The sequence below is a fragment of the Paraburkholderia sp. WS6 genome, from assembly GCF_030464835.1.
In the GTDB taxonomy this organism is placed as follows: Bacteria; Pseudomonadota; Gammaproteobacteria; order Burkholderiales; family Burkholderiaceae; genus Paraburkholderia; species Paraburkholderia madseniana.
This window is the reverse complement of sequence record NZ_JALQCK010000018.1, coordinates 39,013-64,638: the sequence shown is the minus strand read 5'-3', so window position 1 is coordinate 64,638 and position 25,626 is coordinate 39,013. Positions and strand designations below refer to the sequence as shown.

Below are 25,626 nucleotides of genomic sequence, written 5' to 3'. Positions count from 1 at the left end.
CAATGATCGATTTCAGGGAAGCCCGGGAGCGGATGGTTGTACGGCAAATCGCAGGGCGGGGCATCCGCGATTCCAACGTGCTATCCGCGATGCGCAGTGTGCCGCGCGAAGAATTCGTACCTGCGCAACTCCGTGAATTCGCGTACGACGATAGCGCGTTGCCTATCGCGAGCCAGCAAGCGATTTCGCAGCCCGCAATCGTCGCGCAGATGATGGAGGCGGCCGAACTGGGTCCGCGCGACCGGGTTCTCGACGTCGGCACGGGGTCGGGGTATGCCGCCGCAATTGCGGCGGCAATCGTGCAGCACGTCCATTCCGTTGAACGCGATCCGGTGCTCGCCGACTCCGCTCGCGAGACGCTCGCGCGGTTGGGCATTTCTAACGTGACCGTTCATCTTGGCGACGGCACGGTCGGTTTGAGTGACTATGCGCCGTATGACGCGATTATTGCCGGGGCTGGCGGCCCGCGTATCCCGCGGACGTGGTGTTTGCAACTGTCGATTGGTGGCCGGATCGTGATGCCGGTAGGGCGCGAGCGTCATCATCAACGATTGATCAAACTTGTGCGTCACGGCGAACAGGATTATCACGAGTGCTGGTTGGGCGAAGTGAGCTTCGTGCCGCTAATTGGTGAGGACGGTTGGGCGGATTACTAGGCTAGAGCCGACCGGCTTCCATGAGCGCGAGCATCTGGACGGCCGCATCACCCGCACATTCGGCGATATCTTGTTCGCTGGGGCTTTTTAAACCAAGCAATGCATCGTCGAAAAGCGTGGCTTTCAGGAGTGCCGCGAAGGTTGCACCGGCGCCGTACTTATCTCTTACTTCCCAGCCCGTGACAGGCAGCCATCGATCAAGATAGCTCGTGAACAATGCGTCGCGCGTGCCCGTCACCTCCTCGCGATAGCGGCGCGCCAGTTCGGGGAAGCGAGGTGCGTCCCGCGTGACGACGCGATAAAGGTCCAACTGCTCTTTCGAAAGAGCGTGTCGTAAATAATCGCTGCCCGCAATTGGCAATGCGACGGCCGGAGGTTCGCGAAACCAGGTTGGTTCGCCTGGCTCTGCGGGTTCCGACGAGTCAGCCGACTGTGCGCCGGAAGGCGAGCAGGCCGCCTGCATCACTGCACTGAACAGATCGTCCTTGCTCTCGAAGTGACGATATAGCGTCTTGATGGACACACCGGCGTCCGCGGCAATGCGGTTGACCGAGCTTTCGGCATAGCCGCTTTCAAGGAAGGCCCGCAGCGCAGCGTCGACGATCATCGTTCGCTTGCGCGACATCAACGCGGCTTTCGGATTGTCGTCCGACCAGGTTTTGACCATAAGTGTCCCTCTTTTATCTGCTTGACGAATGATACGACAGCGATCACTATACAACAAACGACAGCGACCGCTGTCGTTACTGTGCCGGGTCAACTTTGCCTTTCTGGGCAAGGGTTCGGCTTACATGTGACCGTTTCCCGATGGACATTCAGATGAGTAATCCTCTTTCACAATCGTTGCGGCTGCCCAGCGGCGCGATTCTCGCAAACCGCCTCGTCAAGGCGGCCATGAGCGAAGGCATGGCCGACGCTAACAATCATTCCACGCCGCGCCTTGAAGCGTTGTATAGGCGCTGGGCGCGTTCTGGCGCCGGGCTGCTTCTCTCCGGCAATATTCAGGTGGACCGGTGGCATCTCGAGCGCCCGGGCAATATCGTGATCGACGATGACAGTGGACAGGAGCAACTCGCACGGCTCGCCGCTGCGGGGACGTCGGAAGGCGCGCATTTCTGGGCTCAACTCAGTCATACCGGACGGCAGGTGCAAGACGCGATCAACACGTCACCCCTTGCGCCTTCTTCAGTGGATATCGACGTGATGCGGGGCGCCGGCTTTTCGTTCGCCACGCCGCGCGAAATGACGGAAGAGCAGATTCAGCAGGCCATCGGGCAATTCGCCTTCGCAGCAAGGAAAGTGCGCGAGGCGGGTTTCACCGGTGTCTCGTTGCATGGGGCGCACGGCTACCTGATTTCGCAGTTCCTTAGCCCGCTCGCCAACAAGCGCACGGACCGCTGGGGAGGTTCGCTTGAAAACCGCTCCCGTTTCGTGCTCGAGGTGCTGGCTGCGGTTCGCTCCGCCGTTGGTCCGGACTTTCCGGTTGCGCTGAAGCTCAATTCATCTGATTTTCAGAAGGGCGGGTTCACCAACGCCGAGTGCATCGAACTCGTGAAGAAGCTCAACGATTCTTCGCTCGATCTGCTCGAGCTATCGGGCGGTTCGCTTGAGCAGCCGAAGATCGCGGGCCTTACGCTAATGGACGAGGGGGAAGACGCACCGCGCGAAAGCACCGTCAAGCGTGAAGCCTTTTTCGTGGATTTTGCCGCCTCCGTTCGTGCCGCAGCGAAGATGCCCGTGATGGTGGTCGGCGGATTTCGCACGACGGCAGCCATGATCGAATCGCTGGAGCGTGGTGAACTGGATGTCATCGGGCTCGGCCGTCCGATCATTGCCGATCCTGAGATTCCGAAACGCATTCTCGCTGGTGAAGTTGATCGTGCGCTTAGTCCCGAGGCTGCGCTCCATCCGTTTCATCTTCTGCCATGGAATAACATGCAGCTTGAGCGTCTGGCAGACGGGCTCGACCCGGATCTGTCGCTGGAGGGTGCCGAGGCCGTGGAGCAGTTCACGGAACTCGAGACTCGCAACATAACCGCATTGCTGCAGCATCGCGCTTAAGTCATTGTCCGATCTGGAGCCACCGGTTTTCCATATCGCGTCATCGAGCGGCGCGTGAAGCTCGCATCGCGTTTTCTGCGGAGTTGCAGCATCGCCCGAACGCCGCCTCGCATCAAGGGGCGTTCGGGAATACTGCCAAGACAGACTCAGTCAGGTGTACTGCTATTTATACTCGACCAGCACTTCGCGGTATGGGTTGCTACCCTCGTTGCGTGCCTTGTGCGTCGCGGGGACCTTGGCGCCCTTGCCGATTTCGGACAGCACTTCCAGATACCCGTTCTCGCATTTGAGTGAGTAAATCGCGCCCGTCGGCACTTCGAAGATGCCGAGGTCCCCGCCGTTTTCGTCGAAGATATGCAAGGGCGCACCTTCGATCGCGTACCACATGTATGAAAGCGTGTGGGTATGTACCGGCGTTTCCTCGCCTGGAGCGAGAACGAAGTTCCACACAATAACTTTGTCATTCTCAAATACCTTTTCACTGCCGACACCAGCCATGATCGTCTCCTTGAGTGTGCGAATGTAGCGAGAGGCATCCTGCATTGCAGCAAGCGCCATTCACGTTCGGACTTCAAAACGTGTTGGTCGGCCGTCAGGCCGTACTTCGATAGCTGCGGTGCAAGAGGGCCTGTACGCAGAGTAGGCGAATGTCCCACTTGCAGTGGCTCCGGCCGTATGCAGACTTGTCACGGACGAGGCCGATTTATCATTCCGTATGGTGACTTTTTTGCGCGATGCGGCCGAGACACTGCGAACGCTTTGAATTCATCAGGACGGCAGGAGGCGATTACATGTCGGAACCTTTACGAATCATTCACGGGCCGTTCGGAAGAGTGGCGTTGCTGCTGCTGGACAAGAGCATGGTCCTCCATGCACATCGGGTTTCCCACGTCATCTTCAAGGAAGGCGGTCCTGACATCCAGTTCGGGGTCCGCAATCGTGAGTATGTTTTGTCAGACAAGAACGTGCTACTCGTGAATGCGTGGGAGCCGCATTTCTATGAGCATCGCCCACAATCGCAGTCGACGGTGCTGCTCGCACTTTATCTCGAGCCGGATTGGTTGAGGGATGTCGACCGGCGTTTCGCGTACAGTATTCATCCCCGGTTCTTTCCGAGTTCTTCCGTGCTGTTGCAGGGGAAGCTCAGCCGCCTTCATTCTGACCTGCTCGATATTCTGACCGACCGTGAGGGCCGGTCGCTTGAAGCGGTCCAAGGGCTGATCGCCGAGATGACAGGCGAACTGGTCGGCAAATCGCCCCACGGGAACGTACTTTCAGCAGCCGGACTCGTTGGCGGTATCGCGTACGACATCAGGATTCGTCGTGCGATCGAAGCAATGAAACAGGCGATGGGCCTTACACCCGACTTCGACGATCTTGCACAACGGGTTGGGCTATCGCGTCCGCATTTCTTCCATCTATTCCACAAGCAGACAGGCATGACGCCCGCGACTTTCAGCAGCATGCTGAGGATGGACCTGTCGATCGAAAGTGTTTCGCAGCAGGAAATGGCACTTCGGGATATCGCGCTCGATCTGGGCTTTGACTCGCCGGGAAATTTCACGCGTTTCTTTGTTCGTCAGCAAGGCGTGACACCCAGCCAATACAGACGCAGCGTTCAATATGTCGCCGGGGAAGGGCGTTGACAGAGCCGGGCGTAGCGGTCGCTCTCGACCTGGCGCGAGGCGTAGCTCTATATCGAAGATGCCCCACCTCGCGTGCTCGCGGCAAATCTATTCAGAGAGCAGCAATCAGATGATGCCGCCCAGCTTCAATGCATCGATGGTCATATGTGCGCCGAGGGCAACCAGAACAACGCCCATAGTCCAGCGTTGAGCCTGCAGGAGTCCCGGGCGACTGGAGAGGAACGTCGCCATGCTCCCAGAGCAGACCGCCACGAAACCATTGACGGATGCGAACGCGACAATCAACGACGAACCGAGCACGAGCGATTGCCTGAGAACGCTGCCGTCCTGGTAGTTGATGAATTGCGGCAGCAGGGACAGAAAGATCATCGCGAGCTTGGGATTCAGCAGACTAGTCGTTGCGCCCATCGCGAAGAGCCGGCGAGGTTGTTCGCGAGGCAACTCACGAACCTCCAGGGGAGAGCGGCCACCAGGCTTCACAGCCTGCCATGCCAGATAGTCATGTTCGGCCCCGGTGTCACAGCAAGCATGCCGCCGACCGCCAGAAATCCGTAAATCGAAACCGTACCGTGCATTTTCCCGGGCTCCCCCAAGTGGTCATCGGACGTAGTATCGCTTTGATGCATACTCCAGTAAAACGCATTAAACTGAATCTATTACTCAGATTTTCTGACTAAAGTGAAAAAGCTCGATCTGGACGTGCTTGAAATGTTGGTGGCGGTCGCCGATACAGGATCGTTTGTTCGAGGTGCGGAGTCCGTGCGTCGGTCGCCGTCGGCGGTGAGCATGCAGATAAAGGCGCTTGAAGAAGCGCTGGGAAAACCGCTCTTCGTGCGTAGCACCCGCAACGTAGCGATTACCGCAGAGGGCAAGACGCTCCTGGACTATGGCCGTCGAATGCTCGCGATGCGCGAGGAAGCATGGGCGTCGGTAGTTCGCCCGGAGATGAAGGGCCGCGTAACCATCGGTGTTCCTGACGACTACGCTTCATCGTTGCTGCCGCAGGTTCTGGCAAAGTTCGCGGTTGCTCATCCGCGTGTGGAAATTCGGGTGATCGGTTTGCCAAGCAGTGAGCTTGTTCCATTGCTTAAAGACAACACGCTCGACCTGGCTTGCTTTACGAAAACAAGGGGCGTCGCGGGCGAATTCATCCGATTCGAGCCAATGGTGTGGGTCGGGTCGCCAGCAAGAAAAGTGTGGAAAGAGCGCCCGCTTTCGATTGCCGTTTTCGCACATGGCAGTACTGCGCGTGCCCACGCCATCAGCGCGCTCCAGCGCGAAAATATCAAATACCGGATGTCCTACGAAAGCCCGAGTTTGTTGGGCCTTATCAGCATGGTCGAAGCAGGGCTCGCGATCGCACCTCTTGCAAGATGCAGCGTACCGGCGCACCTCGTTCAGGTATCGCAGAACGAAGGGTTGCCGGCATTGAATGACCTCGAAGTCGTTTTGGCCCGCAGTGCGCGGTCTAGGCGACCACCCTGCGATTTTCTTGCTGAACAGATTCTGGCTGATTTGAGGGTTTGAACCGGTCGCTCGATGGCCGAATCGCCGCATAAAAACGCCGATTGTCTGCGCTTTACCGCTGTGTCCCTCTAAGCGTGAACACACCTTCATGCCAGATGTTTGGCGTGATGGTGTCGTCGAGTGCTTGTTGTTTGACATAATATAAATTATCAACAGTCTGGCTGTAGGCCCCAAGTAGATGGAATGGTCGCCTCCCGCCTTAGCGGTCGTCCAGACGCCGCAGCGACCCCGGCGACGGCGTCGAGCCCGAGTATCGTTTCCATTAGGACATCCCGTTAAGGAGAAAGCTGATGGAACCCACGACCATTGCCATTGACCTGGCCAAACGCGTCTTCCAGGTGCACTTCGTTGAACATGACACCGGCACGATTCACAGCAAGGTACTGAAGCGCGCCCAGCTCAAACCGTTCTTCGCCAATCGTTCCCGATGCCGGGTTGTCATGGAAGCCTGCGGGAGCGCTCACCACTGGGCCCGTCAACTGGCCGCGCTTGGTCACGACGTCCAGTTGATCGCGGCGCAGTTCGTCCGTCCGTTTGTCAAATCGAACAAGAACGATGCCGCGGATGCTGCAGCGATCTGGGAAGCTGCCCAGCGGCCCGGCATGCGGTTCGTTGCCGTCAAGACGGAAGATCAGCAGGCGATGCTTGCACTGCACCGGATGCGCCAGCAACTCGTGAGAATCCGGGTCATGCAGGTCAACCAGCTACGCGGGCTGTTATACGAATTCGGTGTCGTGTTGCCACAGGGTCGGCGCACAGCAATCGAGGCAGCCAGGGCATCGATTGCGTCCCTCGCGGATCAGTTGCCGGCCATGTTGACAGACAGCCTTCAGGACCAGATTTCGCGCTTACTTGTACTCGACGAGCAGATCCAGCGCATTGAACAGCGCATCACCGAATGGCGTCGAGGCGATGAAGCATGCCGTCGTATCTCCGAGATTCCCGGCGTGGGATTACTTACCGCCACCGCAGCTGTCGCCGTCATCGGCAACGCGCAGGCCTTCAGGTCGGGACGCGAATTTGCCGCCTATCTCGGGTTGGTGCCTCGACAGAACGGCTCGGGTGGCAAGGTGAAGCTGGGCGGTATCAGCAAACGTGGAGACGTGTACTTACGTACCCTGCTGATACACGGCGCCCGATCTGTCATCTCCAGTTCGAGACAACTGCCTGAGCGGATGCGCGCCATGCTCGCCCGGCGACCCACGAACGTCGTCGCGGTTGCTCTGGCTAACAAAGTTGCGCGAACGATCTGGGCGTTACTTGCGTATGGTCGAACGTATCAGCCTGCGACGTCGACGCCTGCCTGAATAGCATTGCAGTCTGATACAAACCTACTCCAGGTTGCATAGGTGATATTGAGCGATGGCAAGACAGGTTGGACCGCGCAAAGGCAAGCCTGAGACATTACTCGGACCTCGAGTCCGTTATTTAGATTAGGACCTTTGCGGCGAAATCCATCGGGGCCGGCAGGTATGTTCTGCAATCGAGTCCGGATATAAGTCCGCAACCACCCTCCTCGCCAAACACAACATCTCCTTGCAAATGGGAGGCGACCATATAAGAAATGTCGCAGTCGGGCCTCTTCGGGCTCATGCTGAAGCTCCATGACGATGGTTGGAGTCGATCATGGACCATAGCGGGATGATCACCATGAGCATGCGCGACTGGTTGACCGGCCGGGAGCGCGTACCCTGGTAGGTGCCCGAGCTCTGAGGCTCCGCGACATGGAGCATGACCTCCGCCTTCGGCAAATGAATATAGGTCGTCTTGCGCGGCCCCTTGGCGTCGTCGGCGAGCCACCTTCAAACGTCTCGCGGCTTCGCCCGTTGATTGGTGACAACCTCGCCACCGAACCGAGATCAACCCAGCCGGCGGCAGACGAACAGGATCAAACGGGCGGCCGTCGCAGCTTGAGCGGCTTCCGCCGATCGCAATGGGTGTGTCCGGCCAGTTCCCGTCATTCCTCTACCTGAGCAAATGGACGCTCATATGGCCGATGCACTTCGGCAGCTGACATTCGTCTCTCGGTGTTGTCCCGAACTGGGCGGCCGGCTGGATACAGCCATCGGAGCTTCCGCTAGAGAGATGGACATACGCAACGGATCTCACGGCTTCATGTTCCATACAATCGGGATTACCCGTTCGGTAGCCGGCATGACCTTCGTCTCTTGCTCGAAAGGGCGGCTGAAAACAAGGCGGCCGATTACCTTGACCCGCCGTTCCCGCCTCCGCCGTTCCCGCCTCCGCCGTTCCCGCCTCCGCCGTTCCCGCCTCCGCCGTTCCCNCACCTCCGCCGTTCCCACCTCCGCCGTGACCGCCTGCGCCGTGACCGCCTGCACCGGAACCGCCCGCGCCTGAGCCACCCGCGCCTGAACCGCCCGCGCCCGAACCGCCTGCGCCCGAACCGCCCGCGCCTGAGCCGCCCGCGCCCGAACCGCCCGCACCCGAGCCGCCCGCACCCGAACCGCCTGCACCCGAGCCGCCCGCGCCCGAACCGCCTGCACCCGAGCCGCCCGCGCCTGAACCGCCTGCGCCCGAACCGCCTGCACCCGAACCGCCAGCGCCCGAACCGCCAGCGCCCGAACCGCCAGCACCCGAACCGCCTCCGCCCGAACCGCCGGCGCCCGAACCGCCTCCGCCGTGACCGCCTGCAGGCTGTCCTTCAGCCATCTGCAGTGAAGCAGAATTCGGAGAAGGTGCACCGCGCTGATCGAACGAAGCGGGCGGGGCGAGCTCAGCACTGTCAATTGCAGTTTCCGGGGCAGGAGGTGACGATGATCTCTCGACATGACCGGACGAAAACGCTTGTTGCGTTGGCGATGTGGCTAGGGTGATCCCCGGCGCATGCCGCGCGATTGCTCTCACGTGCGGCGCCCAATGGCGGCGATTCTGTGTGGCGGCATAGCTTGCTTGACCAGGCCCTCGTGTAACCGACTGCGGCGCAGCAGAATCCGGAGTAGGTCCAGCGCGGTGATCGGACGAAGCGGAAGACACAGGCGGGGTAAGCTCAGTACTGGCAACCGCAGTTCCGCGAGCGGGAGGTGACGATGGTAGCGCGACATGACCGGACCAAGACGTGTGTTGCGCTGGCGACGTGGGTCCGATGATCCCGAGCGCCTGATCATCGTCGAACCGATCGCCATACGCGACGATACCCATGACCCCGACAGCCAATGCGCTTGCCGACGCGACCCAAAGCGCAAGGCGTCTGCCCCGCGCAGGCGGTGCGGCCTTGATGCCTGAATCCGGGCTACCTGCACCCGAATGCGCAAGCTCGGCCGGTCTGAACATGACGACACGCTTCGGATCGGTTCGTCTGATCCTTCCATTCACTAAGTTCATGTGCCCTCCCCCCTCGCGGAGTGCTCATCGAAATGAGCCGCGGGACCGTTCTGCGTGTTCGCCTCCTGGTTCCGCCATGGCAATGGGAGCGGTGTACCAGGTTTTCTATCGTAAGCCTTTGAGCTATGAAAACGCTCGCCATCTTCCTGGCCATTCCGGACGGGTGGCCGGAGTCGCCATCCGGCGTGCTTTTCCGCAATGACTCCACAGTTGGCGACGACACGATGCAGATGAAGCATTCGCTGTGCCTGTTAGGCCGAACCCCCAATTGAATTGTGAGATCGTGGACATAGCATGGGCATACACGATCCAACAGGGATGTGTGCCAGGCGAGGCGGGGGTCGAACTGGGACGCACAAAAATTTGCACTCGGGGGGAATTGCGGTGTGCGGCTTACGTTACGCCGATGCACTGAAGGAAATCCTGGTTTCCAGGAAAATCTGATCAACGGTGACCCGGAACATGTTGTTGGTTGGATTCAACCGATGAGCAGTTTTGTAAGAAATTTTTGATTTTGTAAATTCCAAAAAACGCGACCGTCGCGCGCCCACGCTAAAGGACCATCGTGGCCGGTTGCGTAGCGAAGTCATCAGATTAAATGATGTAAATAATGCTTTTGGCCTCGTTACAAACGAAGATTTTTCGTCTTGAAGCGAGCGGTGGCGAACGATACCTTCAAGTCACTCGTGCGGTCTCCCGAGTCCTGCGAGTGTGTGATTCAGGCGGCGTCCCGACACCCGGCCGGCGGCGCCGCTTTCTTTGTGTGTCCGGACTTCCTGCTACGGCGTTGCAAGGTGCGCTTACATGAATAAGTCAGCGTGGGCGCAGCGCATTCAGCATTTCATCTGAATGGAATTTCGTCCGGAATACCGCTCCGGGATGCCTGTGTCTCGTGCTGCATACCATCGACGCTGCCGTCGCGCTCGCATATCCATGCAAACGCCCATTGTTGGGCAACTTCGATCGCCTCTTCCTCCGTGTCGAAATAGGAAAGATCACGCTCGATGTGCATTTCGCCGTCAACGTCATCGTCAGCCGAAACGCGAACCAGTCGCGCGTGCGCAAAGAATTTCCCAAGGGAGAAGTCCGGCGTCGCGTCTATGATCCACCCACGGTACCCGCATTGCATGATTACCTCCTATACCTAGGCTAATCGGGATTCGAAAAGGCAAAGCATGGATTGGTCGTACGTAATCGCTAAACCTCCTTTCCAGGTCGAAAGTTCGCGGGCTTCCGTATCAGCGATAGATGGGGTAGACGTTCGCTCTGGACTGCCGATTCAGTTATAGACCTTCGGCGACCCGACAGTGATTCCAACTGTCGATGAAAGCAAATTCAAACAGACCACCGAATCGAGCGTTCCGAGGGCTCCTTCTCACCCTACCGTGGCGATTCGAGCCTAGCTTGCGGAAGGCCAAATTGCATCGAGCAGAGACGGTTGGCTCGCGTGCGATCAATGCCAGATGCACCGGTGATGCACGCCTGCCCAAAGGTTTATTGCAGAGACCGGCGGGCGCTCATAGTTTTGAGTCCTGGTACAGCGTATCGCGGGGGAAGAACATGCGCGGCTCAAGAGGTGGCAACCTCACGGTCGCTCCTGCCGCAGTCAGTTGGACATTGCAGGTCTGATCGATCTGCTTACCTTTCCTGTAAATGAATGCGCCGGGGCCGCCATCACATTCGGCAGTGTGTTGGACGAGACGCATTTCACGCCCATTCGAAAGGGATCTCGTGACGACGAACCCGTCCGCGTAGGCTATGGTCACGCCGACGAGGGCGGCTACTCCGATTACGACCTTCGGAATCAGCATGATGAGATCTCCGGGCGCGGCTGCGTGGTGCATTGGCTGGAGCCGATGCGTATTAATCATATTAGATCGCGCAGCTTGCAAATTCCAACATCGACCTATGTTCAACCGGCGCAAACGTCTGGCTTGGGATACGTGCTCAGGAAATTCCTCTACCGGCACTTTGATATGATTCGGGCGATTGTGGGGCTGGGACAGAAACCCAGCCGCACGGATGCCGACGCGCTCACAGAACGTCGACATCCGCCCAGCCTGTCGCTACGGCGAAATCAACGCCGCAATCTGCTCCGCACTAAGCGCGTTACGGTAGATGCGAAACTCATCGATCAATCCGTTGAAATACGGATCGGCTGAAAATTGCGATCGCCCAATCCAGTTCTGGTTCGTGCTTTCCAGCCGGAACGGCGCAAACGACATCGCCGTGTTGGAGCCGATCTCCGCACCGTTCAGATACAGCGTACCGACGCTGCCCGATAGCGTCACAGCGACGTGCGCCCACTGCCCGGTAGGCAGCGCGACATTGCCATTGATGTCCTGCTCACCGGAGCCACCATTAAGCGTGATAGCGAAGCGCGCGAATCCGTTATTGGCGCGCGGGGTCAGCATCATGTAGCGGCCCGTGCCGGAACCGAAGTCGAATACACGTTCCCAGGTCTTCGCCGCGTTCCAGTACACCCACGCCGCGATCGTAAAGTCCGACACGTCGGCCACGAAGTTGTCCGGCAGGCTGACATAACCCGTGCTGCCGTCGAGCGACACGGCATTGCCCTTCTTGCCGACCGCCCTGCTCGCACCGCCGACCAGCGTACCGGTATGTCCGTTCCCGCTCGAATCCGCCGCACTGGTGCCACTGCTTTCGTCGAATGCCAGGTAGGTCTGCAGTTGCACCGCCGTGGTCACAACGGCCTCGTTTGACGCAGCCGATTCGCCGACCGGTGTCACCGCGGTCACGACGTAGTAATAGGTCCCGGCCGCGAGACCGCTGTCCGTATAGCTGAGCAGATCGGTAACACCATTCGCAATGGACACGTAGGGTCCGCCGGACGTGGTGCCGCGCTTGACGTTATAGCTCGTCGCGTACGCCGTGCCCCACCACGACAGGATGACGTGCCCTGCGCTTGCGATCGCGACGAGTGCGCTTGGCGCTGCACCGCTTGCGATCGCGTCCAGCGTGCAAGTCAGTGTCCCGTAGCCCAGTTGGTCATAGCCGCCGCTGTTCGGCCCATAGTTGCCTCCACCACCTTCGGGCTGGACCAGTGTCGCGAACTTCTGCGTGTAAGGCGCGGCCAGTCCCTTGCGATTGACGTAGTGGTTGTAGACCAATGCCCAGCAAGGTCGCACCGTCCCTTGAGCCGAAGTCGAAAACACCGTCTGGTTCACGTTGTCTACATTGTTGTAGCGGACATAGGGCACGGTGTAAAAGGTCGTGCCCGATTCGATGAGGTTGCTTTTCGCAACGTACTCCGCCCCCATGAGGAACCGGTTGTTGTCGTAACCGTAGAGATCGACGCCCTGATTCCAGGCCATTTCGCAGATCGCTCCCGCCAGTGCGATGCCGAGCGTGGCGTGTCCCTGGTCACGTCCCGACTCCTGCCATTGACCCAGGTAGCCCGGGTGGACGTAGTAGACGGCCTGCAAAATCGCGCCGTTGCCCGCGCCGCTTTTGAAGTACGTGACAGCTTCATCGAATAGCGACTGGTCGTCGCATAGCACACCGATAGCCATGATCGATGCCACGTTGCACAGATCCCAGTTGGCCCAGTAGTGAGTCACCTCGGTGTTGTTGTGCCGATTGATGAAATCGTGGTTGATCGGATAGAAGACGTTGCGCATCATGCTCTGGAAGCGCGCGAAGTCCGCCGTCGCCCAGCCTGAATAAACGCGCATGATTTCACCGGCATTGGCGAATTCATAGCCGTAGATGCCGGCCGCGAGATCGGCGTTGGTATCGCCGCCGATCCCGGTCAACGTCGACGACCAGGCGTTCATGATCTGCACCGCCTTGTCGGCATAAGCGGTGTTGCCCGAGACTTTCCAGCGCAATGCGCATGCGTACGCCGCCGCGACGTCATTGAACAGCAAGGAGTAGTTCTGCGAATGCACTCCGTCGCTACCCCGATAGACAACCGCCTGTGGGCGCGGTGTCCACGACAGGCTTGCATGACTGTTCGAGATCAGGATGTTCCAGCTATCGATCCAGGGAGACGCTTGCGCCGCGACCTTCTGGCTCATCCGATCGAAGTCGGCTTGGGTATGCAGCAGACCTGGATGCACAAACGCGCTGGACGACGAACTGCTCAACACTGCAGCTCGTGATGCGGCCGCCGACAGCGATGACTGGGCCCCCTGAGCCGACGATGGTCCTCCACCGTCGCCGCCGCAAGCGGACAGGGCCAACGCGCCCAGGCTATACAGAAATGTGCGACGCGAAATGCCCTCGGCGATTTGTTCCTGCATCGCCACGGTGTCGGAATGTCCAGACCGTGTTTCAGGAGCGTCTGAATTTACGTGTGCTCGTTGTGTATCGACCTTGCTCGATTTCGATCTCGTCATGCGCTTCTTCACTCCCGATGAGACGGTCCCGATGGTCGATTCATGAAACCATTCCGGGCGCCGTCAGTAGCTGGCAAACGTTTGCTTTTGCGGCCGCGATGTGTGCCGTCCGCACTCATCGGCGGACAACATCATTGCGGCCTCTTTCCCTGCTGCAGTTCAGTGAATGCTATTGAAGAATTCACACGTCTCGTGACACGCGCGTCGTGGCAGCCTGATTAATTTCGACCAACGATGACTAAAAATGCGGAATTAAATTGGCATCAGCGACGCCGCCGTGCCTATGTCATCAATTACAGCGATTGGCAATGCAGATACCGTGCGGATCGGGCTCGCCTGTACCGTGAGGCTGGATCAGTTGTGGTGATGAAACCGACTGAGGATCCCTGCTTCCTCAAGGTATACGGCCGAATTCACTCAGCCTGAAGGGTAAAAAAACTGGTTATTTGTGTAGGTTAAGATAATTTATTGCGGAGATATATGTTCAAAAAATATTCAATAAAAAAATAAGGAAATCCTTATATGGAAATCAGGATTAACTCACATGAGAATTAAAAATCTCATATTGTGGGCGCTGTCGTATATGGCGGTGAGTACCGGTTACCCATCGCGCATGACAACATTTAACGTGGCAACCCCGTCTGTCGCCCGTCTGAAAGGCACTATAGTAGGAGGACTTCCAGCCAGCAGAAGGAGTTCGAGTATGAAAGTACGCACCTATCGCATCGCAGCTATAGGTATTCTGATCGCAGTATTGCTCCCTGTCCCGGCCGCCCAGGCGCAACTCGGTAACCTGCTCAATCAGGGCTCGGGTGGCGGATCGTCCGGTGGCCTCGGGAGCCTCGGCGGCATGGGCAGTGCGTTGTCAGGCCAGTCATTAACTTCCGGCAGCACCAGCAACGTCGCGGGTGTGCTCGATTTCTGCATCAAGAACAACTATCTCAGCGGCAACAGCGCGTCTTCGGTCAAGGACTCGCTGATGAGCAAACTCCCGGGCGGCTCCAGTTCGGCCTCGTCCGACAGCGGCTATACCAACGGCGCCAAGGGCATCCTGAGCAGCGGCGACGGCAAGCAGCTAGACCTGAGCGGCGGCGGACTGAAGGAACAGGTCACGAAGCAGGTCTGCGACAAGATTCTCGCCCAGGGAAAATCCTTGCTTTGAGCGGGTGTGGAACATGTTCATGCAGAACGCAGAATCCGACACGCCCCTCGACGTGCCAGCACACAGTTCGCCATGGAGCCTCTTCTGCATTTTCCTGCGGCTCGGCCTGACCTCGTTCGGCGGCCCTGCCGCACATCTTGGCTACTTCCGCGACGAGTTCGTCACGCGCCGCCGTTGGCTCGACGAGCACACGTTTAGCGATCTGGTCGCGCTGTGCCAGTTTCTGCCGGGCCCCGGCAGCAGCCAGGTTGGTATCGCGATCGGCCGTTTTCGTGGCGGCATCGCGGGTGCGCTGGCGGCCTGGCTCGGCTTTACGCTGCCGTCGGTGTTGTTGATGGTCGCGTTTGCCTACGGTTTCACCCATCTGGCAGAGTCGAACGGGCTTCATCTGCTGCGTGGCCTCAAGCTCGCAGCGGTTGCCGTCGTGGCGCAGGCGGTCTGGTCAATGGGACGCACGCTGTGCCCCGACCGCGCCCGCGTGACGATCGCGGCGGCGTCGGCCATCGCGGTTATCGTGCTCGGTGCAACTTACGGCCAGATCGCATCGATCGTCGCGGCGGGCATCGTCGGCGCCCTGCTTCTCAAATCCTCGACCGAGGTGCCACGTGCGCCGCTCGGCATGCCCGGCACGAAGACCGGCGCGCTTCTTTGCCTCACCCTCTTCGGGCTGTTGCTGTTCGGCTTGCCCGCCGCGGCCGCCGTGCTGCATGCGTATCCACTCGACCTGTTCGCGGCGTTCTACCGCGTTGGCTCGCTGGTGTTCGGCGGCGGCCATGTCGTGCTGCCGTTGCTGGAAGCGGTCGTCGTGCCGCGCGGCTGGCTCTCGACCAATTCTTTCATGGCCGGCTACGGCGCAGCCCAGGCGATACCGGGGCCGCTGTTCACTTTCGCGGCGTTTCTAGGCGCCGCCAGCACCGGTTACCCGGCGGGCATAACCGGTGCGCTGATCGCCACCGTCGCAATTTTTCTGCCGTCGTTTCTACTGGTCGGCGCCGCGTTGCCGCTGTGGGGCGAACTGCGGGCATTCGCGTCGATGCGTCGGGCGATGGCCGGCATCAACGCTGCCGTGGTCGGCATTCTGCTCGCCGCGCTCTACGATCCCGTATGGACCAGCGCGGTGCACAGTGGGCGCGATTTCGCACTGGTCATTGTGGCGCTCGCGTTGCTCGGCTGGTGGCGCCTACCTTCATGGGCCGTGGTGCTGCTCACGGCGCTGCTCGCGTGGTGGGTCGTCTGAATCCCGGTCCGCCATCGTTACCAGCCTGAAACGACGGATGCATCGACCTCAGGCGCGAAATCTGCTGCTCGATAGACCCGTTGATCGCATGTGCCGGATTTGCCCGGCTGCAATCCAATTCGGGCAAGCGATTTCAATGGCCCAATCGGGGCGACCGGTAAAGCTTTCCATAGCAGGCAAGCTGGTCCCGTCCGCCGAACGAAAAGGAGAAAAACGATGACCCTGCTCATTTATCTCGTAGGTTGGATCATTCTGATAGGCGGTGTGGCGTGGGGATTGATGGCGCTGCATGTCGCACAACATACGATCGCGATCGTGGCGGTCATCATGCTCGGCCTCGCGGTGATCACGGGTGCCACCCGGGCCCGTAACCGCGACCGGTCATAGCGCCGGGCACGTTCGCATTTCCTCCTTACATTTTGTCATGCTATGATGCGAATCATTCTCATTTACAAGGGCGCCGCATCCATCGATCCGGCGCGTCCGGTAGGCCATGGCGGCAAACGAATCGGCCCTGCATCACGAGCTGCAGGCGCTCTACAGCAATCATCACGGCTGGCTCCACGCGTGGCTGCGTAAGAAGCTCGGCTGCGCGCATCGTGCGGCCGACCTTGCGCAAGACACGTTCGTGCGTCTGCTCGCCCGCGATGAACCGCTCGCCCTGGAAGAACGGCGAGCGTTCCTGACGACCGTCGCGCAACGTGTGATAGCCAACTACTGGCGTCGCGAGCAGATCGAGCGCGCCTATCTGGAAGCATTGGCACTTACCCCCGAAAGTTTTGCGCCCTCGCCTGAAGACCGTGCGCTGCTTCTCGAAGCACTGTGTGAAATCGACAGTCTGCTGGAGCGGTTGCCGGTCGCCGTCAAGCGTGCGTTCCTGCTGGCCCAGCTCGACGGCTTGAGCCATGCCGAAATCGCCGCACAACTGAAGCTGTCCGTCTCGACCGTGAAACGCCATCTGGTGCGCGCCGGCGCGCAGTGTTTTTTTGCACTCAGCGCGGCCTGACGGATCGACGGATGAACGCGAGCGCGCGACCCGATATTCCGCAGCACATTGCCCTGCGCGCCGTGGAGTGGTGGATGGAGCTGCAATCCGGCGACGACACGCGCGCGCAGCAACTCGCGCTGGCGCGCTGGTGCGCGGAGCATCCCGATCATGAGCGTGCATGGCAACACATCTGCAGCGTCAGCAGCCGCTTCCGGGGCCTCGCTGAAACAGGCACGGACAACGCAGACACAGGTGGCGCGGCGGCCGCACGCGCTGCACTGACGCGTCCCGGCTCGGCGAAGCGCCGCGCGAATGTCAAAGTCCTCGCGACCCTGCTGTTCGCGGGCGGCGCGACATGGATTGCCGGTGAACACGTGCCGTGGCGCGCATGGAGCGCTGATGCGCGCACCGCACTCGGTGAACGCCGCACCATGACACTTGCCGACGGCACCCGCCTGACACTGAACACCGACAGCGCCATCGATATCCGTTTCAGCAGCATCGAGCGCCGCGTGCGCCTGATCAAAGGTGAAATCATGATCGCGACCGGTCACAGCGACAGTGAGCGGCGGCCGTTCATCGTCGAGACGGCGCAAGGCAGTTTGCAGCCCTTGGGCACGCGCTTCGCCGTCAGACAACAGAGCACGCTCTGCCGCCTCGATGTGTTCGAAGGCGCTGTGCGGATCAATCCATTCGATGCCCCCGGCCTCGCGCCGGTCGTCCACGCCGGCCAACGCGCCCGCTTTACGCGTGATGACGTCAGCGCGGTCGAGCCGATCAGCGAGAACGACGCAGCATGGACGGATGGCCTGATCGTCGCGAGCGGCATGCGGCTCGGCGACTTCGTGAACGAGCTCGACCGCTACCGCGCGGGGCATCTGAGCTGCGATCCCTCAGTGGCCGGTTTGCGGCTTTCGGGCACCTTCCCGCTCGCCGACACCGACCGCGTGCTTGACACCCTGGCGAGAACCTTTCCGATTGAGGTCGTATTCATCACGCGCTATTGGGGTACCGTGCGCGCGGCTCGCTCTTAAAACCGACCTGCGCTACCGGCGCCGAAATTTTTTTGTCTGTTGTGAGCTGTTTTCGAATCTCGCGTGACAAGGGAGATGAGAGCAACACATCGTCTACCTTCCTGCGAGCTTTGAACATGGGACAGCATCGAAAGACCGGCGCCGGCAATGGCAGCCGTAGCAGCCGTGGCGCTTCGCGCGCGCGGCAGCCGGCACACTTCGCGCGGAATATTGCTACGGCCGCGCTGATCTCGGCGGGACTGCCGTTCAATGTCGCGCTGGCCGCCGATGCGCCATCCGCTTCGGCGGCGTCGCAGCGCAAGAGCTACGACATTCCGGCTGGCCCGCTCGAAGCGGCGCTCAATCGCTTCGGACGCGAGAGCGGACTGCTGCTGTCGTTTCCGGCGGCGCTGACCGACGGCCGCACGAGTGAAGGCCTGCGCGGCGATTACGGCATAGGGGAAGGTTTCGATCGAATCCTGCGCGGCACGGGGCTCGGCGCGGTGCAACAGTCCAATGGCAGCTATACGCTCGTGCAGCGCGCTGAGCCGTCGGCGGACAGCAGCAACGGGCGCGGCACCACCCTCCCCGCCGTGACCGTCAGTTCGTCGACGGTGAAAGCCGGCAGCTACCGGCCACCTGTCGACGCAGTGGTGACGCGTTCGGATACACCGGTACTCGACACGGCCCAGGCCGTCAACATCGTGCCGGCCCAGGTATTGCACGACCAACGTCCGCGCAATCTGGACGACGCGCTCGCGAACGTGAGCGGCATCGTGCAAGGCAATACGCTGGCCGGCACGCAGGACACCTTGCTCAAGCGCGGCTTCGGCGGCAATCGCGACGGTTCGATCATGCACAACGGCATGCCGCTCGTGCAGGGGCGCGCGCTGAACGCGGCCGCTGACAGTGTCGAAGTACTCAAAGGCCCGACTTCGCTGCTGTACGGAATCATGGACCCGGGCGGCGTTGTCAACGTGGTGAGCAAGCAACCCTTGCTCAAACCGTATCACGCGATCTCCGTGCTCGGCTCGACCTACGGACACGGCCGCAATGGAGCCGGCGCGACGTTCGATACGACCGGGCCGATCGGCGACTCCGGCCTCGCCTACCGGCTGGTCGTCGATCAGACCGACGAACAATACTGGCGCAACTTCGGCGAACATCGCGAGACGCTCGTGGCGCCGTCGCTCGCATGGTATGGACGCGATACGCAGGTGGTGGCGTCGTACGAATATCGAAAGTTTCTCTATCCGTTCGACCGCGGCACAGCGCTCGACCCAAAGACCAACAAGCCGCTCGCGATCTCGAGCCGCGAACGTCTCGACGAACCGTTCAACGAAATGGACGGCGAATCGAACCTCGCGCAGATCAGCGTCGACCATCAGATCAACGCCAACTGGAAGGCGCACTTCGGCTACAGCTACAACCGCGAGACCTACGACGCGGGCCAGTTACGCGTGCAAGGCATCAACAGCACGACCGGCGCCGTGTCGCGCAGCAACGATGCGACGCATGGCGCGCTCAGCACGGACAGCTACGCGATCGCCTATGTGGACGGCCATTTCGACATCGCCGGTTTGCGCAACGATTTGCAGGTCGGTGCCGACGACGAATACCGCCGCATTTATCGCAAGGACTTGCTGCGCCAGGCCACGAAATATCCGTTCAACTATTTCCATCCGGTCTACGGTCTGGAGAGTCCGTCGACCACGGTGTCGGCGAGCGACAGCGATCAGACCGACACGCTGCACGACCGCTCGCTCTTCTTCCAGGACAGTTTGCACCTCACCGAAAAGTGGGTCCTGATAGGCGGCGCGCGCTTCCTAAGCTACAACCAGATCGCGGGAAAGGGCCGGCCATTTGTCGTCAATACCGACATTAACGGCACCAAATGGCTGCCGCGCGCGGGCGTGGTTTACAAATGGACCGACACGGTGTCGCTATACGGCAGCTATACGCAGTCGCTCAAGCCGACTTCGACAATCGCGCCGCTCTCGTCGGGCGTGGTAATCGATTCATCGGTGCTGCCTGAGGAAGCCACCTCGTGGGAGCTCGGTGCCAAAGTGGCGATGCCCAACGGCCTGAGCGGCACGTTGGCGCTGTTCAATATCGACAAGAAGAACGTGCTGGTGCAGCAGTACAACGACACGACCAAGCAGACCGACTGGCGCACGGCCGGCAAGGCGCGTTCGCGCGGCGTGGAACTCGACGTGGCCGGCCAGATCGGCCAGCACTGGAGCGTGATCGCGAGCTACGCCTACATCGACGCGAAGACCACCGAGGACCCGCTTTACGCCGGCAAGCGTTTGTGGAACGCGCCGCAAAACACCGCATCGCTTGCGGCGGTGTATGACTTCGGCACGATCTTCGGCGGCGACCAGTTGCGCGTCGGCGCCGGCGCGCATTACGTCGGCCCGCGCCCGGGCGATTCGGCCAACAGCTTTACGCTACCGGCCTACACCGTCGCCGACGCCTTCGCCACGTACGAGACGAAACTTGGCAATCGGCATCTGTCGTTTCAGCTCAACGTGAAAAATCTGTTCAACAAGACTTACTACCCGTCGAGCGTGAACAAGTATTTCGTGTCGGTTGGCGACGCACGTCAGGTCTCTTTGCTGTCGACGCTCGAGTTCTAGGCCGTGCTGCCATCGCGCCTTGCACGTAATACACGCATTCACTTGATCAACACGGGACAGGAATCGTCATGAAACTTCAGAATCGCCGCACTGAACAGGGCTCATTGCCCGTACGTAAACGCCGGACATTTCTCACCGCCGCAGCGGGCCTTGGCGCCCTGCTGGCTGTCACGACACCTGCTGCGCGAGCGGCAACGAGCGGGCCACGCACGGGCAAGAAAATCGTGATGGTCGTGCAACTCAACGGGCCGAGCCTGGCAGTCGACCAGAAGATCGCGACACACCTTGAAGCGCGCGGCTATAGCGTGCGCATGCTGGACCAGGCGCAACCGCCGGAGGCAGTTGGCGATGCGGATCTCGTTGTTATTTCATCGACGGTTTCATCGAAACAGGTAGTGGGTGGCTGGCGCTATCTGGCCAAGCCGTTGTTGACATGGGAGAACGATTTACTCGATGACTTCGCGATGACGGGCAAGCGTCACGACGTCGATTTCGGCGAAGCGGAGAAAGAGCGTTACCTGTGGCTGGTTAACGCACCGCACCCGATCGCAGCCGGTTTGCCGGCAGGCGTAACGAACGTATATGGCAAACAGGCCGCGATGAGCTGGGGCAAACCAGGCTTGGGCGCGACGACGATTGCGACGCTATATGGGCAGCCGGAGAAGGCGGCGATCTTCGCGTACGAGAAGGGTGCGACGATGGACTACGAGTCGCTGGCCCCCGCACGTCGCGTGATGTTTTTCCTGAACAACGACACCTTCGGCAACTTGTCACCGGCGGGAGACAGCCTGTTCGACGCAGCAGTGGATTGGGCGATGGGTTTGAGTTGAAGAACACGGGCCACCGCGCCGAATAGAACGCGGGCGCGAAAACCTAGCGTGCGGTTTTATGAAGTACTCTTCGGCGCGCGCAGCGCCGCCGGAAGTATGATGCCCTTGTCACTGGCGCATGCAGGTGCACGAACCCAGATTCCAGATGCACCACTACCCTATGCAAACTACGGGACCCGCTTAGCAGGAGTGGTTTGAGCTGCTTTCTCTTGCCTACTTCTCTTTGCAGCCGGCAAAGAGAAGTAGGTGCCGCCCCCGCACAGGGGCAACGCTAATAGACCAATAGCAAATCAAGGAAAGGCCAACACCGCGGGAGTCCAGACACAGCATCAATTCGACGCCGACTCTGTTTGAGCCGCTGGCACACCTGCCGCCTTGGTAGCGTCAGCGCCATTCCCTCCATGCTGAATAGCATAAATCTCCCGATTCCGCGCAATCTCCGTCGCCGAAGGCGGATAGTCATTATTACGCACCGGCACGAGCCCTTCAGCCTGAGCCTGCTTCAGCTGAGCAATGACCTCAGCGCGGGTCAATCCCGACGGATTAGATTGAGCAAAGGCAGTAGCCCCAAACGGCAGACTAAGAGCAGCAACAGCAATAGCGGTAAGCAATTTCATGATGTCTCTCCGATGAAGTGCAAAAAATGAGTGGCTTGAACCACGCTTCCCATTGTTGCCATTTCATCTGTCGGAGCACTGACCTTCGGATTACCGTTTTGTTATCTACGCACCGCGCGTAAATCAGAACAAAGAACCCAAACCCCAGATAACAGAACGGTAATCTAGCGGACCATCAGCGGTAAGCGCCCTAACCCCACACTCCTGACATACGAAGAAGCCCGCGCCCCGCGCCATCAGGCGCATCAAAACCCGCGTGCCTCCCTCTGCCTCTTTTCAGGAAACCGCCATGTGGATCGTCAAGCTCGCGCTGCGCCGCCCATATACATTCGTGGTCCTCGCGGTGTTGATCTTTATCGTCGGCCCTCTTGCGATACTGCGCACGCCCACCGATATTTTTCCAAACATCGACATCCCGGTGGTCAGCATCGTCTGGACGTTTAATGGCTTTTCCGCCCAGGATATGGCCAACCGCATCACCTCGAACTACGAGCGCGCGCTGACCTCCGACGTCGACGATATCGAGCATATCGAGTCGCAATCGCTGAATGGCGTCTCGGTGGTGAAGATCTTTTTCCACCCCGGCGCGGACATCAATCGCGCGATCGCCGAGGCGGCCTCCAATTCCGCGTCGATCCTGCGCGTGCTGCCGCCTGGCACGCTGCCGCCGAACATCATCACGTACAACGCGTCGACGGTGCCGATCCTGCAGCTCGGACTCTCCAGCGACACGCTGTCCGAACAGCAGCTCTACGACCTCGGCAACAGCCAGATCCGCACGCAACTCGCGACGGTGCAAGGCGCGGCGGTGCCGCTGCCGTTCGGTGGCAAGGTACGGCAGATCATGGTCGATATCGATCCACGCGCGCTGCAGGCCAAAGGCCTTTCCCCGCTCGACGTGGTCAACGCCGTCAACGCACAGAACCTGATTCTGCCGGGCGGCACCGCCAAAATCGGCACGAAGGAATACAACGTGCAGATGAACGGCAGCACCGACACGGTAGCCGCGCTGAACGACCTGCCCATCAAGACGGTGGCCGGTGGTGTGGTGTACGTACGCGACGTTGCCCATGTGCGCGACGGCTATGCGCCGCAAACCAACATCGTGCGCAGCAACGGCAAACGCGCCGCATTGCTCACCGTCGAGAAATCCGGCAGCACGTCCACGTTGACCATCATCCAGCAGGTCAAGGCGATGCTGCCGCATATCGCGGCGGGTTTGCCGAGTGCGCTGCATATCACCGCGCTGTCCGATCAATCGGTGTTCGTGAAGTCGGCGGTAGTGGGTGTGGCGCGTGAGGCCGTGATCGCCGCGGCGTTGACAGCTTTGATGATCCTGCTGTTTCTTGGCAGCTGGCGCGCCACATTGATCATCGCGGTGTCGATTCCGCTCGCGGTGCTGACCTCACTGATCGCGCTGTCCGCGCTCGGCCAGACCATCAACATCATGACGCTCGGCGGACTCGCGCTCGCGGTGGGTATTCTCGTCGACGACGCCACCGTCGCGATCGAAAACATCACGCACCATCTGGAAAACGGCGAGTCGTTGCACGACGCGATTCTGAACGGCTCCGGCGAAATTGCCGTGCCGACTTTCGTCTCGACACTGTCCATCTGCATCGTGTTCGTGCCGATGTTTTTGCTCTCCGGCGTGGCGCGCTATCTGTTCGTGCCGCTCGCCGAAGCGGTGGTGTTCGCGATGATCGCGTCGTATTTCTTCTCGCGTACGCTGGTGCCGACCCTCGCGATGTATCTGATGCGTGCGCGCAGCAACGCGCCAGTCACGGGCAACGGCCCGATTGCACGCCTGATCCGCTTTCAGGCTGGCTTCGAACATCGCTTCGAGATGTTGCGCGAACGCTATCGCGGCGTGCTCGCGTCGGCTATTGCTAGCCCGCGCCGTTTCATCGCGATCTTTCTGCTGCTGTGTATCGGTTCGCTCGCGCTGGTGCCATTTTCCGGCCGCGATTTCTTCCCCGCGGTCGATACCGGCGAGATCCGCCTGCATCTGCGTGCGCCGACCGGCACGCGTATCGAAGACACCGCGCGCATTACCGATGAAGTCGAAGCCCGTGTGCGCAGCGTGATCCCGAAGCAGGAACTCGCGGCCATGCTCGACAACATCGGCGTGCCGGTGAGCGGCATCAACCTGACCTACGATTCATCCGACCCGATCGGCCCGGAAGACGCCGACGTGATGATCACGCTCGCAGCCGGACACAAGCCCACCGCCGCCTATGTGGCGACGTTGCGCACCACGCTATCCAAAGATTTCCCCGGCGTCGCGTTTGCCTTCCTGCCTGCCGATATCGTCAGCCAGATTCTCAACTTCGGCCTGCCCGCGCCGATCGATATCCAGATCGTCGGCAACAAGCTCGACGCCAATCGCGTCGTGGCGAACCGCTTGCTCGCACAACTGCGCGGCGTGCGCGGCCTCGTCGATGCGCGCATTCAGCAACCGGGCGACGAACCCGCGATCAACGTGAATGTCGACCGTACACGGGCGATTCAGGCCGGCCTGTTGCAACGGGACGTATCGCAAAACCTGCTGATCGCGCTCTCAGGCAGTTCCCAGACCACGCCGAATTTCTGGCTCGATCCGCGCAACGGCGTCAGCTATCCGCTCATGGCGATGATGCCGCAGTACGACATCAACTCGCTGCAGGCGCTGGCCAATATTCCGGTCGCGCAGAACGGTGGCGCAGGTGCGGGCGTGGCGACGGCGTCCGCTGCGGCAAACGGCAACGGCCCCGCTCCGCAGAACCTGCTCGGCGCGATAAGCACGCTGACACGCGCCTCCCAGCAAGCCGTCGTCTCGCACTACAACGTGCAGCCGGTGCTCGATATTTTCGCGTCGGCGCAAGGGCGCGACCTCGGCGGCGTGGCGACCGACGTGAACCGCCTCGTCGACCAGATCCGGCCGCAATTGCCGCCGGGCGCGTCGATCGTGGTGCGCGGCCAGGTGCAGGCGATGCACGACTCGTTCAGCGGCCTCGCAAGCGGTCTCGTGTTCGCGATCGCCCTCGTCTATCTGCTGATGGTCGTCAATTTTCAGTCGTGGCTCGATCCGTTCATCACCATCAGCGGTTTGCCGGGCTCGCTCGCGGGGATTGCATGGATGCTGTTCAGCACCGGCACGAGCCTGAGCGTGCCGGCGCTGACCGGCACCATTCTGTGTATCGGCATTGCCACGGCCAACAGCATTCTCGTGATCAACACCGCGCGTGAATTCCACCACGGCGGCAAGCCGCCGCTGCAGGCCGCGCTCGAGGCGGGCTTCAGCCGCTTCCGTCCCGTGCTGATGACCGCGCTTGCGATGCTGATCGGCATGCTGCCAATGGCGCTCGGCCTCGGCGACGGTGGCGAACAGAACGCGCCGCTTGGCCGCGCGGTGATCGGCGGCCTCGCGCTCGGCACGGTGTCCACCTTGCTGTTTGTTCCGGTCGTCTACGGAATGGTGCATGCGTGGCTCGACAAACGCCGCGCGGCTCGCACCGCCGCAGAAGAATCCCGCGTTCCCGCCCGCACACTTTGACTCCGACGAGAA

Annotated in this window: 20 protein-coding genes and 1 pseudogene; 14 read left to right on the top strand and 7 right to left on the bottom strand. The window is 60.4% G+C overall.

Annotated features, from left to right (window positions below; genetic code table 11):
• Positions 1-2 precede the first annotated feature (2 nt).
• Positions 3-656 carry a protein-L-isoaspartate(D-aspartate) O-methyltransferase gene (locus M0D64_RS21715; protein ID WP_266259175.1) on the top strand — a complete coding sequence of 218 codons (654 nt, stop codon included), beginning with the start codon at positions 3-5 and terminating at the stop codon, positions 654-656.
• A 1-nt stretch (position 657) separates the two neighbouring features.
• Here M0D64_RS21715 and M0D64_RS21710 read toward each other — a convergent pair whose 3' ends face one another.
• On the bottom strand, positions 658-1,263 hold the full coding sequence (locus tag M0D64_RS21710; RefSeq protein ID WP_266259174.1) for a TetR/AcrR family transcriptional regulator: 606 nt from the start codon (positions 1,261-1,263) through the stop codon (positions 658-660).
• Between the two features lie 212 nt (positions 1,264-1,475).
• Here M0D64_RS21710 and M0D64_RS21705 point away from each other — a divergent pair, with 212 nt between their 5' ends.
• Complete coding sequence (locus tag M0D64_RS21705; protein WP_266259173.1) at positions 1,476-2,717, top strand: NADH:flavin oxidoreductase/NADH oxidase family protein; 1,242 nt, start codon at positions 1,476-1,478, stop codon at positions 2,715-2,717.
• 162 nt (positions 2,718-2,879) lie between these two features.
• Here the strand turns inward: M0D64_RS21705 and M0D64_RS21700 are convergent, their stop codons facing one another.
• Positions 2,880-3,275 carry a hypothetical protein gene (locus tag M0D64_RS21700; RefSeq protein ID WP_234486884.1) on the bottom strand — a complete coding sequence of 132 codons (396 nt, stop codon included), beginning with the start codon at positions 3,273-3,275 and terminating at the stop codon, positions 2,880-2,882.
• 281 nt (positions 3,276-3,556) lie between these two features.
• Here M0D64_RS21700 and M0D64_RS21695 point away from each other — a divergent pair, with 281 nt between their 5' ends.
• Positions 3,557-4,363: an AraC family transcriptional regulator gene (locus tag M0D64_RS21695; RefSeq protein ID WP_166618194.1), complete on the top strand. Its 807-nt coding sequence runs from the start codon at positions 3,557-3,559 to the stop codon at positions 4,361-4,363.
• Positions 4,364-4,468: 105 nt separating this feature from the next.
• On the opposite strand, the pseudogene M0D64_RS21690 reads toward M0D64_RS21695, so the two are convergent.
• Positions 4,469-4,938 (bottom strand): annotated as a pseudogene (locus M0D64_RS21690) (LysE family translocator).
• 103 nt (positions 4,939-5,041) lie between these two features.
• Here M0D64_RS21690 and M0D64_RS21685 point away from each other — a divergent pair.
• The 3 genes from M0D64_RS21685 (at position 5,042) to M0D64_RS21675 (ending at position 9,504) form a co-directional block, all read left to right on the top strand.
• Positions 5,042-5,890, top strand: coding sequence for a LysR substrate-binding domain-containing protein (locus tag M0D64_RS21685; protein WP_266259172.1), 849 nt, complete (start codon positions 5,042-5,044; stop codon positions 5,888-5,890).
• A 290-nt stretch (positions 5,891-6,180) separates the two neighbouring features.
• Positions 6,181-7,197 carry an IS110 family transposase gene (locus tag M0D64_RS21680; RefSeq protein ID WP_266259171.1) on the top strand — a complete coding sequence of 339 codons (1,017 nt, stop codon included), beginning with the start codon at positions 6,181-6,183 and terminating at the stop codon, positions 7,195-7,197.
• 2,160 nt (positions 7,198-9,357) lie between these two features.
• Positions 9,358-9,504, top strand: coding sequence for a hypothetical protein (locus M0D64_RS21675; protein WP_154567412.1), 147 nt, complete (start codon positions 9,358-9,360; stop codon positions 9,502-9,504).
• A 569-nt stretch (positions 9,505-10,073) separates the two neighbouring features.
• On the opposite strand, the gene M0D64_RS21670 is transcribed toward M0D64_RS21675, so the two are convergent.
• From M0D64_RS21670 to M0D64_RS21660, 3 genes are all read right to left on the bottom strand, one after another.
• Positions 10,074-10,361 carry a hypothetical protein gene (locus M0D64_RS21670; RefSeq protein ID WP_174825347.1) on the bottom strand — a complete coding sequence of 96 codons (288 nt, stop codon included), beginning with the start codon at positions 10,359-10,361 and terminating at the stop codon, positions 10,074-10,076.
• 388 nt (positions 10,362-10,749) lie between these two features.
• On the bottom strand, positions 10,750-11,043 hold the full coding sequence (locus M0D64_RS21665) for a hypothetical protein (RefSeq protein WP_266259170.1): 294 nt from the start codon (positions 11,041-11,043) through the stop codon (positions 10,750-10,752).
• A 255-nt stretch (positions 11,044-11,298) separates the two neighbouring features.
• Positions 11,299-13,497, bottom strand: a complete 2,199-nt coding sequence (locus M0D64_RS21660) for a LamG-like jellyroll fold domain-containing protein (protein WP_266259169.1) — start codon at positions 13,495-13,497, stop codon at positions 11,299-11,301.
• A gap of 799 nt (positions 13,498-14,296) precedes the next feature.
• Between M0D64_RS21660 and M0D64_RS21655 the strand changes: the two genes are divergently transcribed.
• From M0D64_RS21655 to M0D64_RS21625, 7 genes are all read left to right on the top strand, one after another.
• Complete coding sequence (locus M0D64_RS21655; RefSeq protein WP_266259168.1) at positions 14,297-14,755, top strand: DUF2501 domain-containing protein; 459 nt, start codon at positions 14,297-14,299, stop codon at positions 14,753-14,755.
• 19 nt (positions 14,756-14,774) lie between these two features.
• Entirely contained in the window at positions 14,775-15,992 is a 1,218-nt protein-coding gene (chrA, locus tag M0D64_RS21650; protein ID WP_266259166.1) for a chromate efflux transporter, read from the top strand.
• 216 nt (positions 15,993-16,208) lie between these two features.
• Positions 16,209-16,379, top strand: a complete 171-nt coding sequence (locus M0D64_RS21645; RefSeq protein ID WP_171928376.1) for a hypothetical protein — start codon at positions 16,209-16,211, stop codon at positions 16,377-16,379.
• 106 nt (positions 16,380-16,485) lie between these two features.
• Positions 16,486-16,998 carry a sigma-70 family RNA polymerase sigma factor gene (locus M0D64_RS21640; RefSeq protein ID WP_266259165.1) on the top strand — a complete coding sequence of 171 codons (513 nt, stop codon included), beginning with the start codon at positions 16,486-16,488 and terminating at the stop codon, positions 16,996-16,998.
• Positions 16,999-17,009: 11 nt separating this feature from the next.
• Positions 17,010-18,014 (top strand): FecR domain-containing protein, encoded by a 1,005-nt coding sequence (locus tag M0D64_RS21635; protein WP_266259164.1) that lies wholly within the window; start codon positions 17,010-17,012, stop codon positions 18,012-18,014.
• 116 nt (positions 18,015-18,130) lie between these two features.
• The gene (locus M0D64_RS21630) at positions 18,131-20,632 is read left to right on the top strand and encodes a TonB-dependent receptor (RefSeq protein WP_266259163.1); all 2,502 of its coding nucleotides are present in this window, start codon (positions 18,131-18,133) and stop codon (positions 20,630-20,632) included.
• Positions 20,633-20,700: 68 nt separating this feature from the next.
• Complete coding sequence (locus M0D64_RS21625; protein ID WP_266259162.1) at positions 20,701-21,462, top strand: hypothetical protein; 762 nt, start codon at positions 20,701-20,703, stop codon at positions 21,460-21,462.
• A gap of 329 nt (positions 21,463-21,791) precedes the next feature.
• On the opposite strand, the gene M0D64_RS21620 is transcribed toward M0D64_RS21625, so the two are convergent.
• The gene (locus tag M0D64_RS21620; RefSeq protein WP_266259161.1) at positions 21,792-22,079 is read right to left on the bottom strand and encodes a DUF4148 domain-containing protein; all 288 of its coding nucleotides are present in this window, start codon (positions 22,077-22,079) and stop codon (positions 21,792-21,794) included.
• A gap of 289 nt (positions 22,080-22,368) precedes the next feature.
• Between M0D64_RS21620 and M0D64_RS21615 the strand changes: the two genes are divergently transcribed.
• Complete coding sequence (locus M0D64_RS21615) at positions 22,369-25,614, top strand: efflux RND transporter permease subunit (protein WP_266259160.1); 3,246 nt, start codon at positions 22,369-22,371, stop codon at positions 25,612-25,614.
• Positions 25,615-25,626 lie beyond the last annotated feature (12 nt).

What these genes read in the sequence shown, in the direction of transcription:
- M0D64_RS21705 (WP_266259173.1), top strand. Translation starts at nt 1,476, where the DNA reads ATGAGTAATCCTCTTTCACAATCGTTGCGGCTGCCCAGCGGCGCGATT.
- M0D64_RS21615 (WP_266259160.1), top strand. Translation starts at nt 22,369, where the DNA reads ATGTGGATCGTCAAGCTCGCGCTGCGCCGCCCATATACATTCGTGGTC.
- M0D64_RS21670 (WP_174825347.1), bottom strand. Translation starts at nt 10,361, where the DNA reads ATGCAATGCGGGTACCGTGGGTGGATCATAGACGCGACGCCGGACTTC.
- M0D64_RS21635 (WP_266259164.1), top strand. Translation starts at nt 17,010, where the DNA reads ATGAACGCGAGCGCGCGACCCGATATTCCGCAGCACATTGCCCTGCGC.
- M0D64_RS21645 (WP_171928376.1), top strand. Translation starts at nt 16,209, where the DNA reads ATGACCCTGCTCATTTATCTCGTAGGTTGGATCATTCTGATAGGCGGT.
- M0D64_RS21630 (WP_266259163.1), top strand. Translation starts at nt 18,131, where the DNA reads ATGGGACAGCATCGAAAGACCGGCGCCGGCAATGGCAGCCGTAGCAGC.
- M0D64_RS21680 (WP_266259171.1), top strand. Translation starts at nt 6,181, where the DNA reads ATGGAACCCACGACCATTGCCATTGACCTGGCCAAACGCGTCTTCCAG.
- M0D64_RS21700 (WP_234486884.1), bottom strand. Translation starts at nt 3,275, where the DNA reads ATGGCGCTTGCTGCAATGCAGGATGCCTCTCGCTACATTCGCACACTC.
- chrA (WP_266259166.1), top strand. Translation starts at nt 14,775, where the DNA reads ATGCAGAACGCAGAATCCGACACGCCCCTCGACGTGCCAGCACACAGT.
- M0D64_RS21665 (WP_266259170.1), bottom strand. Translation starts at nt 11,043, where the DNA reads ATGCTGATTCCGAAGGTCGTAATCGGAGTAGCCGCCCTCGTCGGCGTG.
- M0D64_RS21655 (WP_266259168.1), top strand. Translation starts at nt 14,297, where the DNA reads ATGAAAGTACGCACCTATCGCATCGCAGCTATAGGTATTCTGATCGCA.
- M0D64_RS21675 (WP_154567412.1), top strand. Translation starts at nt 9,358, where the DNA reads ATGAAAACGCTCGCCATCTTCCTGGCCATTCCGGACGGGTGGCCGGAG.
- M0D64_RS21625 (WP_266259162.1), top strand. Translation starts at nt 20,701, where the DNA reads ATGAAACTTCAGAATCGCCGCACTGAACAGGGCTCATTGCCCGTACGT.
- M0D64_RS21620 (WP_266259161.1), bottom strand. Translation starts at nt 22,079, where the DNA reads ATGAAATTGCTTACCGCTATTGCTGTTGCTGCTCTTAGTCTGCCGTTT.
- M0D64_RS21640 (WP_266259165.1), top strand. Translation starts at nt 16,486, where the DNA reads ATGGCGGCAAACGAATCGGCCCTGCATCACGAGCTGCAGGCGCTCTAC.
- M0D64_RS21715 (WP_266259175.1), top strand. Translation starts at nt 3, where the DNA reads ATGATCGATTTCAGGGAAGCCCGGGAGCGGATGGTTGTACGGCAAATC.
- M0D64_RS21660 (WP_266259169.1), bottom strand. Translation starts at nt 13,497, where the DNA reads ATGCAGGAACAAATCGCCGAGGGCATTTCGCGTCGCACATTTCTGTAT.
- M0D64_RS21710 (WP_266259174.1), bottom strand. Translation starts at nt 1,263, where the DNA reads ATGATCGTCGACGCTGCGCTGCGGGCCTTCCTTGAAAGCGGCTATGCC.